The sequence below is a fragment of the Arcobacter sp. CECT 8989 genome (assembly GCF_004116715.1).
Taxonomy (GTDB): Bacteria; Campylobacterota; Campylobacteria; order Campylobacterales; family Arcobacteraceae; genus Halarcobacter.
Map to the genome: position 1 here is coordinate 24,059 of NZ_PDKE01000009.1, position 18,132 is coordinate 42,190.

19 protein-coding genes are annotated in these 18,132 nt (G+C 30.7%); 3 read left to right on the forward strand and 16 right to left on the reverse strand.

Going from position 1 to position 18,132, the window contains the following annotated elements:
* Window positions 1–10: 10 nt before the first annotated feature.
* From CRV02_RS09425 to pheS, 5 genes are all read right to left on the reverse strand, one after another.
* A complete protein-coding gene (locus CRV02_RS09425) occupies window positions 11–1,663 on the reverse strand; it encodes a 30S ribosomal protein S1 (protein WP_129090121.1) in 1,653 nt (550 codons plus the stop codon).
* Between the two features lie 72 nt (window positions 1,664–1,735).
* A complete protein-coding gene (locus CRV02_RS09430) occupies window positions 1,736–2,569 on the reverse strand; it encodes a 4-hydroxy-3-methylbut-2-enyl diphosphate reductase (RefSeq protein ID WP_129090122.1) in 834 nt (277 codons plus the stop codon).
* Between the two features lie 48 nt (window positions 2,570–2,617).
* Window positions 2,618–3,895: a 3-phosphoshikimate 1-carboxyvinyltransferase gene (gene aroA, locus CRV02_RS09435; RefSeq protein ID WP_129090123.1), complete on the reverse strand. Its 1,278-nt coding sequence runs from the start codon at window positions 3,893–3,895 to the stop codon at window positions 2,618–2,620.
* Window positions 3,896–3,905: 10 nt separating this feature from the next.
* The gene (gene pheT, locus CRV02_RS09440; RefSeq protein ID WP_129090124.1) at window positions 3,906–6,221 is read right to left on the reverse strand and encodes a phenylalanine--tRNA ligase subunit beta; all 2,316 of its coding nucleotides are present in this window, start codon (window positions 6,219–6,221) and stop codon (window positions 3,906–3,908) included.
* Window positions 6,218–7,210 (reverse strand): phenylalanine--tRNA ligase subunit alpha, encoded by a 993-nt coding sequence (gene pheS, locus CRV02_RS09445; protein WP_129085269.1) that lies wholly within the window; start codon window positions 7,208–7,210, stop codon window positions 6,218–6,220. Before pheS ends, pheT begins: the two co-directional genes overlap by 4 nt.
* Before the next feature lie 98 nt (window positions 7,211–7,308).
* Between pheS and CRV02_RS09450 the strand changes: the two genes are divergently transcribed.
* Window positions 7,309–7,641 (forward strand): histidine triad nucleotide-binding protein, encoded by a 333-nt coding sequence (locus tag CRV02_RS09450; RefSeq protein ID WP_129085270.1) that lies wholly within the window; start codon window positions 7,309–7,311, stop codon window positions 7,639–7,641.
* A 34-nt stretch (window positions 7,642–7,675) separates the two neighbouring features.
* Here CRV02_RS09450 and accA read toward each other — a convergent pair whose 3' ends face one another.
* The 8 genes from accA to CRV02_RS09490 form a co-directional block, all read right to left on the reverse strand.
* Window positions 7,676–8,614, reverse strand: coding sequence for an acetyl-CoA carboxylase carboxyl transferase subunit alpha (gene accA, locus CRV02_RS09455; protein WP_129085271.1), 939 nt, complete (start codon window positions 8,612–8,614; stop codon window positions 7,676–7,678).
* Window positions 8,615–8,650: 36 nt separating this feature from the next.
* Window positions 8,651–9,910 carry a beta-ketoacyl-ACP synthase II gene (locus CRV02_RS09460; RefSeq protein ID WP_129090125.1) on the reverse strand — a complete coding sequence of 420 codons (1,260 nt, stop codon included), beginning with the start codon at window positions 9,908–9,910 and terminating at the stop codon, window positions 8,651–8,653.
* Between the two features lie 136 nt (window positions 9,911–10,046).
* A complete protein-coding gene (gene acpP / locus CRV02_RS09465; protein ID WP_114839973.1) occupies window positions 10,047–10,277 on the reverse strand; it encodes an acyl carrier protein in 231 nt (76 codons plus the stop codon).
* Between the two features lie 62 nt (window positions 10,278–10,339).
* A complete protein-coding gene (gene fabG / locus CRV02_RS09470) occupies window positions 10,340–11,083 on the reverse strand; it encodes a 3-oxoacyl-ACP reductase FabG (RefSeq protein ID WP_129090126.1) in 744 nt (247 codons plus the stop codon).
* A gap of 111 nt (window positions 11,084–11,194) precedes the next feature.
* Entirely contained in the window at window positions 11,195–11,950 is a 756-nt protein-coding gene (locus tag CRV02_RS09475; RefSeq protein WP_258239277.1) for a 7-carboxy-7-deazaguanine synthase QueE, read from the reverse strand.
* Window positions 11,937–12,470 (reverse strand): 6-carboxytetrahydropterin synthase, encoded by a 534-nt coding sequence (locus tag CRV02_RS09480; protein ID WP_129090127.1) that lies wholly within the window; start codon window positions 12,468–12,470, stop codon window positions 11,937–11,939. Before CRV02_RS09480 ends, CRV02_RS09475 begins: the two co-directional genes overlap by 14 nt.
* Before the next feature lie 3 nt (window positions 12,471–12,473).
* Window positions 12,474–13,151: a 7-cyano-7-deazaguanine synthase QueC gene (queC, locus tag CRV02_RS09485; RefSeq protein ID WP_129090128.1), complete on the reverse strand. Its 678-nt coding sequence runs from the start codon at window positions 13,149–13,151 to the stop codon at window positions 12,474–12,476.
* On the reverse strand, window positions 13,144–14,370 hold the full coding sequence (locus CRV02_RS09490; RefSeq protein ID WP_129090129.1) for a molybdopterin molybdotransferase MoeA: 1,227 nt from the start codon (window positions 14,368–14,370) through the stop codon (window positions 13,144–13,146). Before CRV02_RS09490 ends, queC begins: the two co-directional genes overlap by 8 nt.
* 72 nt (window positions 14,371–14,442) lie before the next feature.
* Between CRV02_RS09490 and CRV02_RS09495 the strand changes: the two genes are divergently transcribed.
* Together CRV02_RS09495 and CRV02_RS09500 are read left to right on the forward strand one after the other, a co-directional pair.
* Window positions 14,443–14,847, forward strand: coding sequence for a hypothetical protein (locus CRV02_RS09495; protein WP_129085277.1), 405 nt, complete (start codon window positions 14,443–14,445; stop codon window positions 14,845–14,847).
* The gene (locus tag CRV02_RS09500; protein ID WP_129090130.1) at window positions 14,848–15,519 is read left to right on the forward strand and encodes a 16S rRNA (uracil(1498)-N(3))-methyltransferase; all 672 of its coding nucleotides are present in this window, start codon (window positions 14,848–14,850) and stop codon (window positions 15,517–15,519) included. It abuts the gene before it with no gap.
* A gap of 45 nt (window positions 15,520–15,564) precedes the next feature.
* Here CRV02_RS09500 and CRV02_RS09505 read toward each other — a convergent pair whose 3' ends face one another.
* The 3 genes from CRV02_RS09505 to CRV02_RS09515 are packed head-to-tail and all read right to left on the reverse strand — an operon-like array spanning window position 15,565 to window position 18,132.
* On the reverse strand, window positions 15,565–15,960 hold the full coding sequence (locus CRV02_RS09505) for a hypothetical protein (protein ID WP_129090131.1): 396 nt from the start codon (window positions 15,958–15,960) through the stop codon (window positions 15,565–15,567).
* Between the two features lie 40 nt (window positions 15,961–16,000).
* Window positions 16,001–16,885, reverse strand: coding sequence for a c-type cytochrome (locus CRV02_RS09510; RefSeq protein ID WP_129085280.1), 885 nt, complete (start codon window positions 16,883–16,885; stop codon window positions 16,001–16,003).
* Complete coding sequence (locus CRV02_RS09515) at window positions 16,885–18,132, reverse strand: cytochrome bc complex cytochrome b subunit (protein ID WP_129090132.1); 1,248 nt, start codon at window positions 18,130–18,132, stop codon at window positions 16,885–16,887. Before CRV02_RS09515 ends, CRV02_RS09510 begins: the two co-directional genes overlap by 1 nt.

Here is an 18,132-nt window from a genome sequence, read left to right on the forward strand (position 1 = left end):
CTACAAATCCTTATTTAATTTGGTCTTTTAGTAAATCACCTAATGTCATAGACGTATCATCGTTAACTGCTTTTAGAACTTCTCTTTCTTGTTGTTGCTCTAATCTTTTTACAGATAATCTTACTCTATTTTTCTTAGTGTCGATATTTACTACTACTGCTTCTAATTCGTCACCAACATTAACTTCTTCAACATTTAATGGACCAAAGTCTTCATTTCTGATTAGACCATCTAAGTTGTCATCTAATTTAATGAAAATTCCGAAATCTTTTTTATCTTTAACAGCACCTTTTACGATGTCACCAATTTTGTGTTCATTTTGGAATTTTTTAGCTGGAGATTCAGAAATTTCTTTAACTGATAAAGAGATGTTTTCTTTTTCTCTATCAACTTTGATAATCTTAACTTCAACTTCGTCACCTTTTTTGTAAAGTGATTTACATTTAGCATTTGATTCCCAAGAAGCTTCTTCATTGTGTAATAATCCATCTACTTCACCAATTGTAACGAAAGCACCAAAATCAGTTAATGTAGCAACTTTACCTTGAATAACATCACCAACTTTGTTCTCTTTTACAAATTTAGCAAATGGTTTTTCTTGTAAGTTTTTAAGAGATACTCTTAATCTTTTTTTGTCAACATCTAGTTCAATAACTTCAACATTAACTTCTTCACCTAAAGTTAATAAATCTTTTGGATTTTTTAAGTTTTTGTTCCAAGAAATTTCAGAGATATGTAATAAACCTTCAATATCATTTCCTAAATCAACAAATGCACCATATGATTCAAAGTTAGAAACAGTAACAGTAATTGTATCACCAACTTCTAATTCATCTTTGATTTCATCCCAAGGGTTTGGTAATGCAGCTTTGATAGATAATGATAAGTGTTGTTTAGCTTTATCATAAGATAATACAATAACAGATACTTCATCACCTTCGTCATAGTAATTTGCAGGGTTAACAGGCCCTTTGTAAGAGATTTCATTGTAGTTTACTAAACCATCAATTCCACCTAAATCAATAAACATACCATAAGAAGTGATTTTTTTAACGATACCGTTTACTGGCTCGTTTTTCTCTAAGATTTCATTTACTTTAGAATCTTTTTCTAATTTAGACTCTTCAATAAGTTTTTTTCTAGAAACAATGATTGAGTTTTGAGCTTCGTTTACTTTTAAAACTTTAGCTTTAACTTTTTTACCAATTGCTCCGTGAGTTTTTAAGTAAGATTGTGCCATTGGCATGAAGTATTCTAATCCAGAATCATCTTCAATAATAAATCCACCTCTGTTTTTAACAGAAATAATTTTACCTTCAATTGTTACATCTTCAACATTCTCACCATGTTCTTTTACAAAGTTGTCAAATTTTTCTTTTTGTAAAACTTTTTTGTAAGAAATATTTGGTCTTTCACCTTTATTTCCCATTAACATAACAGAGATTGTATCACCAGCTTTAAATTGAACTTCACCACCAATTGTGATTTCTGAAAGGTTTAATCTACCTTCAATCTTTTGTCCAACATCAACAAGTACACTATCATTAGTAATTTCTACAATTACACCATCAACTACAGAGTTATTTTCAGCATTCTCAAAAGACTCATTAAGCATTTTCTCAAAATCAAAGTCTTCACCTAATTCAATATCATCGATACCCATTTTATTCCTTCGTATTAACCGTTTTATTATAAATGGCTATGATTATATCTAAATTTTACTTAAACAACTCGCTTAATATTTTTCTATTTCGTCAACAACTTGTTGAATAATCCAGTCAGGTGTACTTGCACCTGCAGTAATACCACAAAGGTTTTTGTCTTTAAACCAAGAAGAGTCAAGTTCTTTGGCATTTTCAATCAAGTATGAATCCTTACAATTTTCTAAGCATATATAGTGTAATTGTTTAGTATTTGAAGAGTTTTTCCCCCCAATAATCACCATTACATCAACTTCTTTTGACAACTCTCTTGCTGCATCTTGATTTTCAAAAGTTGCATCACAAATAGTGTTAAAAACTCTCACTTCTTTGTTTTTTAGTATAAGTTTATTTACAATTTCTAAGTAAATCTCTTTTTTTCTAGTTGTCTGTGCTACAGTTGCAATTTTGTCATACTTAAAGTTTAAATTATCTAGTTCATCAGCAGTTAAAATCACATGTACATCATCTTGGTCCTCGCCATATGATTTTACACCTTTAACTTCTGGATGGTCTTGATCTCCAAAGATTAATATAGAGTAGTTTTCAGCAGACATTTTTTTTACAATTTGTTGAGGAGTGGTAACAAAAGGACAAGTTGCATTTATAACTTTTGCATCTTTTTTTCTTAAATCTTTTAAATCATTTTTTGGAATACCATGAGTCCTAATAATAATAGTATCTTTAGGTTTTACATCTGTTAGATTGTTATATAAACCTACATTGTAGTCAGTTTTTAGTCTATCAATTTCATTTTGATTATGAATTAGTGGTCCCATTGTTGCAGAATCTTCATATTTTTCTGCAATTTCAATTGCTCTTTTTACTCCAAAACAAAAACCATAGCTTGATGCTAGTTTTACTTTCATAAGTATTATCCTTTAAATGTTCCCATTTTTAAAGGGAACGTTTATTTTTTAATATAAAGAGTCAAGGATTTCTTTGAAGTTTGGAAATGAAGTCAAAATACAATCAACATCATTTATTTCCATATCACATAAAGTACCAGCAATTGCAAAGCTCATTGCAATTCTATGGTCTCCATGAGAGTCTATAGAGGCTTTAGTTATTGTTCCACCTATTATCTCATAACCATCTTCAAACTCAGTGTAAGTAACACCACATTTTTCAAGATTTGAAACAACAGATTTAATTCTATCTGACTCTTTAACCCTTAACTCTTTTGCATTTTTTACCAATGACTTTCCATTTGCAATTGACATAGCAATTGAAAGTGCTGGAAGTTCATCAATTAACCAAGAGATATTATCTTCAACCACAACACCATTTAGCTCTTTGTGTTTTACTTCAATATCTCCAATAGGCTCATAAATATTCTCTTTTTCTATAAAGTTAACTTCTGCACCCATTCTTTTTAAAACTTGGTATGCTTCAATTCTAGTAGGATTTAAAGATACATTTTTGATTACAACCCTTGAGTCTTTTGTAATTGCAGCTGCAACTGCAAAAAAGAACCCAGAACTTGGATCCGTTGGAACTGTAATATTTAATGGCTTTAAATGTCCTTCTAAAGGATGAATATTTATAAACCCTTCATCATCTGTCTCTAACTTAGCTCCCATACCTTTTAACATTCTTTCTGTATGGTCACGTGTTAGTTCATTTTCTTTATATTTTGAAATACCATTAGCTCTAAGTGCTGCTAGTATCATTGCTGATTTTACTTGCGCAGAATCAACAGGTGAAATATAAGTAAAAGGATCTAATTCTTTTACTCCTCTAATAAATAAAGGAGCTTTATTTCCTTCTTCTCTACCGTCAATTTTTGCACCAATACTTCTTAGTGGGTCTGCCACTCTTTTCATTGGTCGCTCTTTTAGGTACTTATCTCCTGTTAATGTAAATGCACCATCAATAGAAGCTAACAGTCCACAAAACAGTCTCATTGCAGTTCCTGAGTTACCACAATCAAGAATATCATTTGGTTCAGTTAGTTTATCTGTTGGTGTAATTTCTACAGTAGAACCATCACGTGTGATTTTAGCACCTAATTGTTCTACTATACTTAAAGTATTTAATGTATCTTCTGCTGTAAGGTAGTTTTTAATATATGAAGTTTCATTAGAAAATAGTGAAAACATTGCACATCTATGTGATATTGATTTATCACTTGCAATTGAGTCAATTTCTATGTCAAAAGGCTTAGATAGTTTTTTAATGTCAAATGTTTCCACTTTATTTTCCTTATCTTAATTCAATATTTAATTTTTCTTTTAATGCTTCTAAAATACTATTCATTGTAGAAGTAATATCTTCTTCTTCAAGTGTTTTTTCATCGTTTTGAAGAACAAATCTAATAGTTAAACTCTCATTCTCACCTAAATTTTCATCATTATAGATATCAATTAAGTTATATTGTTTAATTGTATTATTTTCTAAAGAGTTAATTACATCTTTGATTTTCTTAAACTCCATATCTTTTGGAACAATAAGACTTAAGTCTTTTTTAGAAGCTTGGAATTTAGAGTAGCTTTCTACTTTGATTAAATTAGTTGCAATCGCTTCAAAGTCAATCTCTGCAATGAAAGTATCACTTAAATCATATTCAGAAGCTACGCTTGGATGTAATTTTGAAATAAATCCTACACTTTGACCATCTACAATTACATTTGCACTTTGGTAAGGGTGAATTAAGTCATTAGGCATTTTTTCCATTGGCTCTAAATCAAATTTTCCAACCGTATTTAATACTTTTTTAGAGAAAGAGAAGAAGTCAATGTTTTCTGGCTTACCAGAGTTTGAAATCTCTTCAAGCTCTTTTTGTCCTGAGAATACAAAAGAAACAACAGTTTTTTCTTCTCTTTTTAAGTTGAATATTTTTCCAATTTCAAAGAAAGCTGCTGACTTAAATCCAAGTTTTGAGTTGTTTGAACAAGCTTCAATAAGATTTAGTGAAATAGTTGTTCTAAATGTATCTAACTCTTTTACAATAGGATTTAATAAATCTAAACTCTCTTGAACAGTTGGTAAAGAGTATTTTGTTAATTTTTCTCTATCTGCAAAAACATAAGTTACAGTTTCAAAGAAACCATTTTCAATAGCTTTAGCTCTTAATTTGTTTTTCTTAACTAAATCATATGAAGTTTTATTTACTCTATTTACTTCATCAATTGCTAAAGGTTTTGCTTGAATGTTATCAATACCAATAATTCTAACAATCTCTTCTGTAACATCAGCAATATTTTTAATATCATGTCTATAGTGAGGAACTTTAATAGATAAAACATCAGAAGAGTTATCTTTTACTTCAAATCCTAATCCACTTAAGATTTTATCAATATGTGCTTTTTCTACATCTTGACCAATAATTGCATTAACTTTTTTAACACTTACATCAATAGTGATTTTTTCTTCATAGTCAACTAGTGCTTCATTCCCATTGTAAACTTCTGCACCACTTTGAGAAATTAAAGAACAAAAAGATTTCATACCAGTTTCAATATCTGGTTCACTACCTCTTGAACTTCTGTAATAAACATCACCTGTCTCTTTTTTTGTTTCAAATACTTTTTTTGCTAAAAGCTCAGGGTTGATATATGAAGCTTCAATTATATACTCTTTGTCTTCACTGATTTCACAGTGTTCAACACCTACAGTACTTAATTTCTTTTCACCAATGATTACATCAAAACCTTGTTTGTCTTTTTGGATATGAATTGTTGCTAGACCTTTAATATCTTCAGCATCTTTTTTTGCATAAGCATTTAAAATTACACCAGTGTTATGAGTAATATAACTTAAAGCATCAACTAAATCATTCTCTTTAAATTTATCAATTGCTCCAACTCTTAATCTTTGTAATACTGGTAAAGTGAAGTTTTCTGCGTTAATAACTGTATAGATATATTTAGATTCAATTGTACTTAAACTCTCTACTTCTAAAATTTGTCCAATTCCTAAGTCATTGTAGTTTATTTTAAACTCTTGCTCTTTAAAAGCAATAGAGTAAAATGCAGATAATTCTCTAGCTACACCATTGATACTTAGACAGTCACCTCTATTTGCAGTTAACTCAATTTCAATCACATCGTCATTTAAAAGAGGGTAGTCTTTTAACTCTTTTCCAACTTCTAATTTACCAATTGATTCATCAAGTTCTAAAATTCCATCATTTAATTTAGGTAAACCTATTTCAGTTGAAGAACAAATCATACCGTTTGATTCCACACCTCTTAGTTTTGCCTTTTTAATTTTGAAACCTTCACCTAAGTTACAACCAACAACGGCAACAGGAACAAATTGTCCCGCATCTACATTTTTTGCACCACAAACAATTTGAACAGTTTCATTTCCAATATCAACTTGACAAATATTTAATTTATCGGCATCTGGGTGTTTCTCTTTTTCTAAAACTTTACCTACTACAATATTAGAAGGCATTCTTTGTTCTTCAACACTATCAACTTCTAATCCAATAGAGTTTAAAGTTTTACAAATATCTTCTGTTGATATTTTAGAAATATCAATATATTCTTGTATCCACGATCTTGTTATTATCATTTGAACTGTCCTAATAATCTTAAATCACTCTCAAATAGAGATCTTAAATCACCAATATTATGAATTAGCATTGCAAATCTTTCAACACCTAATCCAAAAGCATATCCTGATTTATTTTCGTATCCAACTGCTTTGAATACATTTTGGTCTACTACACCACATCCAAGTACTTCTAACCATCCTGTGTGAGAACATACTCTACATCCATCACCTTTACAGAATACACATGAAATATCAACTTCTGCTGATGGTTCTGTAAATGGGAAGAATGATGGTCTAAATCTAACATCAACGTCACCAAACATATGATGTAAGAACTCTACTAATACATGTTTTAAGTTAGCAAATGAAATCTTATCTGCATCATCAACAACTAATGCTTCAATTTGATGGAACATTGGTGTATGTGTTAAGTCAAAGTCTCTTCTAAAAACTGTACCTGGTGCAATCATTCTGATTGGAGTTTGTTGACTTAACATAGTTCTAATTTGTACAGGAGAAGTGTGTGTTCTTAATAAAGTATAATCTTTATTATAGAATGTATCTTGCATATCTCTTGCAGGGTGATATTTAGGAAGATTTAATGCTTCAAAGTTATGAAAATCATCTTCTACTAATGGACCTTCTTCTACTGCAAAGTTAAGGTTTTGGAAATATTGAATAATTCTATCCATTGTTAAAGAAACCGGGTGAGCTGCACCACATGTTAACTCATTGTTGAATTTTGTTACATCAATTTTCTCTTCTTTTAATTTTGCTTCTAGTGCCTGTTGTTCTAAAATCTCTTTTTTAGCTTCAAGTGCTTCAGTGATTTCAGCTTTTTGCGTATTTAAATTTTCAGCAAAAGCTTTTTTCTCTGGTCCTGGAATATCTTTCATCTTTGCAAATTGTGCAGGGATAATACCTTTTTTACCTAAAGTTTCAATTCTTAAATTCTCTAGAACTTCAAGTGAATCAGCATTACTAATTTTATCAAGCCATTCTTTCACTTTTATTCTCCTGTTGTTTATTTATAAAGGTTTGGATTATACTTTAAAATTTATTAGAGTTTGGTTATAATATTTTTTAAACTAAAAAAGGTTAATATATGTGTATTTTTTGCAAAATAGTTAAGGGTGAAATACCTAATCAAACTATCCTAGAAGACGAGAATTTTTTAGCATTTAATGATATCAATCCAGCTAGAAAAGTTCATGTTCTTATTATCCCTAAAGAGCACTATGATTCATTTGATGTAATTCCTCCAAAAATTATGGCAGGTATGACTGAGTTTATGCAAAAAGTTGCATCTAAACTAGGTATTAGAGAAAGTGGATATAGATTAATTACAAATATCGGTGATGATGGTGGACAAGAAGTTCATCATTTACATTTTCATATGATTGGTGGGGAGCCTGTAGGTAGGTTAGTAAGAGACTAAAAGTTGTAGTTTAACTACAACTTTTAAGAAAATACTATTTAGCTTCGAACTTTCCTAAGTTCATAAGTTTTTCATATTTCTTTTCGTATCTTTGAGCTGGTGTTAACTGTTTTAATTCAGCAAGTGAAGTTAAAAAATAATCACCTAATGCTTTAATAGCATCTTCTTTTTTTCTATGAGCACCAATAAGTGGCTCTTTAATTACATCATCAATTAAACCAAGTTCTTTTAAAGACTCAGCTGTTATTTTTAATGCATTTGCTGCTGTTTCAACTTTTGCAGGGTCATTCCATAAAATTGCAGAACAACCTTCTGGAGAAATAACTGCATAAACAGAGTATCTCATCATTGCTAGTTTATCAGCAACTGAAATAGCAAGTGCTCCACCTGAACCACCTTCTCCAATTACAACTGAAACAGTAGGAGTTTTTAGTTCAGAAAACTCATAAAGGTTTCTAGCAATTGCTTCAGATTGGTTTCTTTCTTCTGCACCAATTCCAGGATATGCACCCGGAGTGTCAACTAGCATAAGAATCGGTAAGTTAAACTTTTCAGCTAATTTAGCTGCTCTTAAAGCTTTTCTATAACCTTCAGGACTTGGCATACCAAAGTTTCTTTTTAACTTATCTTTTGTCCCTCTACCTTTTTGCTCTCCAATAACTACTACTTTTTCATTTCCAATATATCCAAGGAAACACACAATAGCATTGTCGTCATCGAAGTGTCTATCACCATGAATTTCATAGTAATCTGTCATAAGACCCTTAATATAATCCATAGCATATGGTCTATCAGGGTGTCTAGCTAATTGAAGTTTTTGATAATCACTAAGGTTTTTAAATGTCTTTTCAACCTCTTTTTCTAACTTTTTATCCAGTATTTCTACTGCATGTTCGTCATTTTTTGTTTTTGCAACTGTGATATCTTCTTCAATTTTTTTTATTTTGTCTTCAAAATCTAAGTAAGTTGCCAAATAATTTCCTTTTTGAAAAAGTGTTTAAACTCTATATTACTTTTCTAGTTTTCTGAATATTACAGAACCGTTAGTTCCACCGAAACCAAAGTTATTACTCATAACAGTATTTAACTCTACTTTTCTTGCAGTATTAGGAACGTAATCTAGTTTACACTCTTCATCTTGGTTTTCAATATTAATTGTTGGAGGGATAATTCCTTCATTTAGTGCTTTGATTGTAAAAATTGCTTCAATTGCACCAGCTGCACCTAAACAGTGACCAACTTGACCTTTTGTAGAAGTAACAGGAGGACAGTTTTCAAGTCCTTCAAATAACTCAACAATTGCTTTAGACTCATTTACATCTCCAACAGGAGTTGATGTACCGTGAGCATTGATATAATCAATTTTGATATCTTCACCAGTATTTGCTTTAGCCATAGCTAATGCTGCTCTCATTGATCTTAGTGGACCATCCATAACAGGAGCTGTAATGTGATTTGCATCACCTGATTCACCAAATCCAATTACTTCACAATAGATTTTAGCACCTCTTTCTTGTGCTGATTCTAATGTTTCAAGTACAAGTGCACCAGCACCTTCACCCATTACAAAACCATCTCTATCTTTATCAAATGGTCTTGAAGCACTTTGTGGGTCATCATTTCTAGTAGATAATGCTTTCATTGCAGCAAATCCACCAATTCCAGCACCACAAATAGCACTTTCTGCACCAACAACTAATACTCTATCAGCACCATTTGTTGCAATAGTTTTAACTGCATCTGCTAAAGCGTGTGTTGAAGCTGCACAAGCTGTTACGTGAGATAATGAAGGACCTTTTAGCCCATGCTCAATTGAAATAAATCCACCTAACATATTTACTAATGAAGAAGGAATGAAGAATGGTGAAATTCTTTTTGGTCCTCTGTTAGCACAAGTTACTGAGTTTTTCTCAATTGTTGATAATCCACCGATTCCTGAAGCTGAAATAACTCCAAATCTTTCAGAAATAGATTCATTAACTTTTTTATCTTCAGCACTGATGTATCCAGCGTCATCCATCGCTTCATAAGCTGCTTTTATTCCTAATTGAATAAATCTATCAGCTTTTTTAACTTCTTTTTTATCCATTACAGTAGTTGGGTCAAAATCTTTAACCTCTCCTGCAAATTGAACAGAATATTCACTAGCATCAAACAGTGTAATTTCATTGATTCCACATTTACCCTCTACTACGGCATTGAAAGAATCCTCTACATTGTGACCTACTGAATTAATTGTTCCTAAACCTGTTATAACAACTCTTTTCATTAAATATGCTCCAAAAATAAGTATTTAAATAATTCAATTCTTAAAATATTTATTAAAAATTCAACAATTAAAATAAAAAATGTTAAAAAAAAGCCAGTATAGAATACTGGCTTAAATTATAAGAATAGCGTATTAATTACGCGTTATCTTCGATGTATTTGATAGCATCAGCAACAGTTAAGATACCCTCTGCATCTTCGTCTGGAATTTCGATATCGAACTTCTCTTCTAACGCCATAACTAATTCAACAACGTCTAATGAGTCAGCACCTAAATCTTCAATAAATTTAGACTCTTCTTTAACTTCTGCAGGATCACAATCTAGTTGCTCAACTACTACTTCTTTTACATCATCAAATAATGCCATATTCTTTTCCTTTTTTAAAATTATCGCCAAATTATACCATAAAAAGATTTAATAAATCTTTTTTAAACGTATAATCCACCATTTACTTTTAGTATTTCACCTGTAATATACGATGAATGATCACTCAATAAAAATGCTACTGCATCTGCAATTTCTTTTGGTTGTCCAAATCTACTTAGAGGGATATTTCTCTCATATTCAGCTTTAACTTCATCTTTTAATTCATCAGTCATATCTGTTTGAATAAAACCTGGAGTTACTGCATTATATCTAATACCTCTAGCTGCAGCTTCTTTTGCAAATGATTTAGTCATCGCATTTAATCCACCTTTAGAAGCAGAGTAGTTTGTTTGACCTGGGTTACCCATTTCTCCAACAATTGAAGAGATATTTACAATAGAACCAAATTTCTTTTTACCCATAGCTTTTAAAGCACCTTTACATCCAATAAATGCAGATGTTAAGTTTGCAGCGATAACATCGTTGAAATCTTCAACAGACATTCTTAATGCTAATTTATCTCTTGTAATACCAGCATTATTAACTAGGTATGAAAGTTCTCCATCTGCATCTACAATTGTTTTAATTGCAGCAGTGAATTCATCTTCTTTAGTTACGTCAGCTTTAACTATTGCAGCTTTTCCACCAGCAGCTTCAATCTCTTCTTTGATTTTTTCAGCAGCTTCAGCTCCACTTCTATAGTTGATCCAAACTTTTAAACCATAAGTAGCAAGAGTTTTTGCAATCTCTGCACCAATTCCTCTACTAGCACCTGTTACTAATACATTAGAACCTGTAAAATTCATAAATTAAATCCTTAAAATAGTTTCCAATTAAAAGAAAACCTTTTATTTTTGACTTCTAAAGAGAACAACAAGTTGTTCTTTATATTAAAGACAGATTATATCTAAAATATTTTAAACACCTCTTTTATTGTCCCAAACTCTTATATGAAGTCTATCGCAATACTTATATCCATTTTCAATTGAGAGGTTAATAACGGCCTCACTATTTTCATTTATTTGTTTTGCTGTATCGCCCATTGGCATTAGGTATACATCTACTTTTGGTAGTTGAGCTGTTAGCTCTTTTATCTCTTTGCTAGCTTGTTCTTTAAAGTCTTCATCAATAACAAATTTTAAGTAAGAACCATCTGTTTCATTGATGATTTTTGTTAGTGTATTTATATTGATTCTTTTCTTTAAAGGCTCTAATGAATTTGATAGTTTTACACTCATAGAAAATAGTATTTGTTTCTGATAAGTTTCACTTAAATCTATATTTAGTGAGCTATTAGTTTCAATAGTTACTTTATAATTATTTTCTACATAATGTTTTAATAAGTTCTGAAACTCTTCATTTTTCCAATATAAAAGAGGTTCTCCACCAGTAATAACAATATCAATTTTGTAGTTAGGTTCAAGTTGTAAAACATCTTTGATTACATCTTGTGCAGTCATCTTTTGCCATTGGTCTTTAAATGCCATATCTACAGCATAATATGAATCGCATGAGCATTTTTTAATACCACTTGGAGTTTCATACTCTACGCTGAAGCCTTCACATCTAAAGTTACACTTCCCAAGTCTTATAAAGATAGAAGGAGTACCAACTAGTTTTCCTTCTCCTTGAATTGTAGGACCAAAGATTTCATTAACTTCAAGCAAAGACATGACTTTTGCTTTTTGGAGTTTCTGCAAACTCTACACTTGAAACTTTAACTCCAAGTTTTTGCATTTTTTTGCTTGCTATTTCTAAAAACCAAGCTGATAGATTTTCACTTGTAGGTACAAAGTCAACTATTACATATCCTTCATACATCTCTTTTATATGACTCTCTTCATCTTTAATTTTATCTATATTAGGAATATAATAACCCTCTTCAAAATGAATTAAATCTTCTTTCTTTATGTGAGGAAGTAAAGTAGGGTATAGTGGGTCATTTATATCAAGAATAAATTTATGGTCTAATACATCATCTAAAAACTGTTTAAACCAGTTTAAGTGTTTAAAGTCTGTAACCATTCCATCTTTTAATTTTTGAGCTTCTAAAAATATTACAATTTTACCTTGATGACCATGTAAGTGTCTACATTTTAAACAAGGGTCTAATGAGTACTCACTATTTAAAGTTTGAGACCAAACTCTATGGCCATAACAAAAATCAAATGATTTAGAAATTTTCCAAGTCAAAATTTATCCCTTATATTTTATTGGATCTGTAGAGTTTGCTTTTTTAAATCCATTTAGTCTTAGCCTACATGAATCACATACTCCACAAGCAGTTTCTTCTTCTTTATAACAAGACCAAGTATGTTTTAACGGAACATCTAATTCTAAAGATTTTTTAACAATTTCATCTTTCATTAGATGAACAAGAGGAGTTTTTATCTCTAGTTTTGTTGACTCTTTAGTTCCTTGATTAATAGCTGCTGTCATTTTGTCAATAAATTCATCAGTACAATCTGGGTAACCTGAACTATCTTCTTCAACAACTCCAATATATAAAGCATTAGCTTCTTCTTTTTCTGCAATAGCACTTGCTATTGAAAGAAAAATTCCATTTCTAAATGGTACATAAGTTACAGGAACACCATCTTCAACTCCATCTGTTGGAACATCAATTGTATTATCAGTAAGAGCACTTGCTCCTATTTGTGTGAAGAAAGGAATATCAATTTCATATTTTTCTTTAATTTGTAAATCTTCACAAATATCTCTAAAGGCTTGAAGCTCTCTTTTCTCTGTTCTTTGTCCATAGTTAAAATGAACTGCAATAATCTCGTAACCATCATTTTTTGCTATATATGAAGCTAAAGTAGAGTCCATTCCTCCACTTAAAATACAAACTGCTTTTTTTGATGTACTACTCATATGTTATAAAATCCTTATAATCTTTTCTAAAAAATTTCCAATTTATTGGTAAAAGTTTAACTGTTGCATCTTTTTTTAAAGATGAGACATCTTCATTAAGTGCTATCATACAGTTACTTCTACTTAAGGTAGATACCATTCCTGGAAGTCTTTTGTCTTCTGGAAAGAAATACTCTCCATCAAATAAACCTGGAATTATAGTAATTCTTCCTTTTTTATTTTTTAAATCAGTTCCTAACTTTGCATTTATTGTTCCATGAAAAATTGAATTAGAACCTAAAAGTTTTTGAAGTAGAACTTTTCCAAAAACTTCAAAAATTAAAGCTGAAGCAAGAGGATTACCTGGTAAATTTAAAATAAAGGTATTCTCTATTTTTCCAAAAATAGTTGGCTTACCTGGTTTTATTTCAATACCTCTAAAAATTTGTTTAAAATCTAAACTCAAAAATGCCTCATTTGTAAAGTCAGCATCTCCAACAGAAACTCCCCCTGAGGTAACAATTAAATCAGCATCAAGTGAGTTTTTGATTAGCTCTTGCAGTGATTCAATCGAGTCTCTTGCTTGACCTATAAAAGTTACATCACAATTAAACTCTTTGCATCTTGTTAAAAAAGTAGGGGTATTTGAGTTATAAATTTGATGGTCTTCTATTTTTTCATAGTGAAGTTTTAACTCTTCACCACTTGCAAAAACAACTACCTTTGGTTTTTTATAAACACTTATATATGAAATACCCTGAGAACTAAGTAGTGTAATATCGGCAAAATTTATTTCATCACCTTTACTTAATACTTTATCATCAATATTTACATCTTCACCTACAAATCGTATATGAGAGTACTCTTTTAAAGTTTTATCATTTATTAGAATATTTCCATTATCCAAAACTGTGCAATTTTCTTTTGGTGCTATAACATTTACATCATCAGGAACAACTGCTCCTGTCATGATTTTTATGCAAGTTGCTTCTTTAAGAGTGATATCTTTATTATCACCTGCAAAAACTGTATCGATTATATTTAGTTCTTTATTTATATCTTCAAATCTAAAGCCATAACCATCCATAGCAGAGTTGTTAAATCTTGGAAGTGCCAACTTCGCATTTATGTCTTGGGCACAAATTCTATTTATAGATTCTTCTATTGGGATGATTTCAAATTTAGGATTTACTATTAATTCTGAGATTGTTTTTAATGCATTATCTACGCTTAATGCCATGGAGATCCTTTTTTACTAATACCTTATGACAATTAAGCTATAATACCCAAATTTTTTAAAAGTGAGTTTAACATGGAATTAATGAGTGATGCCGTAGTCACACACGTATTTGCAGTATATTTCTTTTTAGCGGTTATGCTATTTAATTTATATTCAGTAACAACTACAAAAGAGTTTTTACCTTTAGCAAAAAGATTAAAGTTTATGACTCCTTTATATCATCTTACAAATGCTATTGTTATGTATACAGGTGCAATTGTATCTGCTTATGCACAACATTTTTCTTTTACTGTTGTAATTATGATTGCAGCAGCAATATTTTTATTAGTGATTGAAATTAAAAGATATAAAAAGATGAGAGTTATTAAGACAACTGATATTCAATTACAAGAAGAGTTTAAAGTATATGCAAAGAAAATATATACAATTGAAATAGCAGTTTTAGTTTCTGTTTATATGATTTCAAAGATATTTTAAATGCAGTTTACTTATCACCAAGAGGCTTCACAAGAGTTTTTAACTGTTGATAATGAAACTTATAAGTATTTATTTAAAGCTAGACGTCATAAAATTGAAGATGAAATATACTTTAGAAATTTAGATGATAAAAATATCTATCTTTATAAAGTTATTGAAATCAGTAGAAAAGATGCAAGACTACAACTTGTATCTTTTGAAGAAAAAATTGTAGAAAATGATAAAAAGCTACACCTTGCTTGGTGTGTTATTGATCCTAAGACAGTTGAAAAGAATATTGCTTCATTAAATGAATTAGGACTAGAAAAAATTACATTTATATATTGTGAGTATTCACAAAAAAATTTCAAGTTAAATCTTGAAAAATTAGAAAAAATACTACTTAACTCTTCTTCTCAATGTGGAAGAAGTTCTATCATAAAATTAGAAATTTGTAAATCTTTAGATGAGTTTTTATCAGTAAATAAAAATGTTTACCTTTTAGATTTTTCAAAGCAGAATATAGAGACTAAAAAAAATGAAATAGAAACTTTACTATTAGGTTGTGAAGGTGGCTTTTCTGAAACAGAAAGAGAAACTTTTGATACTGATAAAATAGTTGGGTTTAATTCGAATTTGATTTTAAGAAGTGAAACAGCTGCAATAAGCGCAGTTTCTAAGATTATTATATAAGTTTAATAAAAAGATAAACTTTAAAGTTTATCTTTTTATCTTAAATTACCAAGATCTAACAATTGAGTGACATCTAGCACATGCATTCATCATATCTGAATATGCATTAGCTGCATCGATGTATGCATTATTTTCTAGATTTAATTCTAAAACGTTAGTATCAAGTTTAATTCTTTGTGCTGCATTTTCTGCAATGTTTACCATATGTTTTTTATTCTCTGGTAAATATTGAGCAATTACTTTTTTATCAGAAAATAGTTTGTTACCTTCTCTAACTTTTGCTGTACCACTTTTAATTAGTTCTACAGAGTTATTTAAAAAACCTTTTTGAATCTCACTCATACCTTGTTCCATGATATTCATTGATTTTTGCATAACGTCTTGCGCAGAAGAAATACTTACTGTAAGTGCTACTGCTGCTAAAATTTTTAATAATTTCATTATAAGCCTCTCCCTATGAGTTTATTAAAGAGCGAAGTTCTTAGTGAACTTCTCTCCATTTACTTGCTTTCCATAACCAAGCGAAAATCGCGAAAATAACTAAATAGATTAAGAATTTAGGACCTAAAGCTTCTCTTTCAGCTTTTTTAGAATCACCAACTTCTTCCATATATTTAATAGCTTGCGTTTCTGCTTCTTCAGTTAAACCAACTCTAGGCATAGCTGTACCCTCTAAGTGTTTTTGAGGATCATTAACAAAAGTATGTAAGTAAGACTCACCTCTTGATCTAATGTATTGTGATAAATCTGGAGGAAGTTTACCCATATATGCTTTGATATTTTCATCTGGAGTTTTAGCAGCCATAGAACCACCTTTCATATCTCCATATTTAATACCGTGACATCTTTGACAAGCATCTACGAATACTTCTTTGTTAGTCATTTCAGCAGGAGCAATAGATTGTAAATATGCTACCATATCAGCAATCTCTTGTGGTTGCATCCAACCATAACCTGGCATTGGATGAACTCTTCCATCTTGGAATTTGTGACCAACTTTAGAAGCTTTTACAGGATCTTTAATAAATGCAGCTAAATAATCAGCATTGTAAATTTTACCTGCAGTAGATAAATCTGGTGGAACAACACCATAAGCTGCAGCAGCGCTAGCGTTATCCATTAATTGAGGGAAACCTTCTTTCTCAATAGAGTGACAAGCAGTACAGTTAGCTTGAACTAATGCTGCACCATTTTGAGCGTTTCCACTTAAAGCTTTAACATCTTTAACATCTTCTTGTACATCAGTGAATTTATAATCAGCTGGATCTACATGTGGATGCATCTGAGAGTGAGCGAATGGCTCAACACCCCAGTAAGTAACAAGAGTAAATGCTACTACAACTGCTAAAATTTTTAATTCTCTCATTATGCACCTCTCTTTTTAGCATCTGATTTCGTAACAAATGGTAATGCTACAAATAATAAAATAAATACTGAAGCTGAAGCGAATCCAACCCAAGCATTAATACCTGTTGGAGGTAATTTACCATAAACAGTTAATACAATTAAGTCAACCATTAAAATCCAGAACCATACTCTAAATCCAGGTCTTTTGTGTGCTGGTAAAATTGCAGGATCTCTGTCTAACCATGGTAATACTAAGAAAATAACATTTGCAAATCCAAATGCTGCTAAACCAATATCAAATGCTTTAATAGGACCAACATCAAAGAAGAAACCTCTTAACACTTCATATGACCATAAGAAATACCACTCAGGGTAAATGTGCGCTGGAGTTACCATTGCATCTGCTGGATCGAAGTTAACTGGGTCCATAGCAAAGTTATAGTGGAAGAACACTAAGTAGAAATAGAAAATTAAGAAAATACCTAAAATAGCAAAGTCTTTAGAAATAAAGATTGGCCAGAAAGGAATAACTTTAGCTTCTTTTTTGTTACCAGATAAATATTTTTCTGCTTCTGCATCATAATCAATATCTGCACCCTCTTGGTTATTAACGTGAGGAATTCTTAATGTATAGAAGTGTAATCCAATAACACCCATAATTACGATAGGTAATAAGAATACGTGTAACATGAAGAATCTAGTTAATGTAGCATCAGCAACGTTGAAGTCACCTCTAATCCATACAACTAAAGCATCACCAATAACTGGAACACCACCAAATAAGTTAGTAATAACCATTGCAGCCCAGTAAGACATTTGTCCCCATGGTAACATATATCCAGAGAATCCAGCAGCTGAGAATGTCATAAATAATAACATACCAGAAATCCAAATCATCTCTCTACCTTGTTTATAAGAACCATAGTAGATTCCAGTAAACATGTGAATATAGATAATTAAGAATACAACCGAAGCTGCAACACCATGCATATGTCTAAATAACCAACCATAAGCAACTTCTTGCATGATTGTATAGTTTACAGAATCAAATGCTAATGCAACATCTGGCTTGTAGTACATCATTAAGAATAGACCAGAAATAACTAAGATTTTAAATGTTACTGCTAAAAGAACACCCATTGCCCATAAGAAGTTAATATCTTTTGGAATCCAATACTCAGTCATTAAAACTTTAGTTAATGCTGTAGTATTAAGTCTTTGGTCTAACCACTCACCTACAGAGTTAGCTTTTTCAAATTTTGCCAT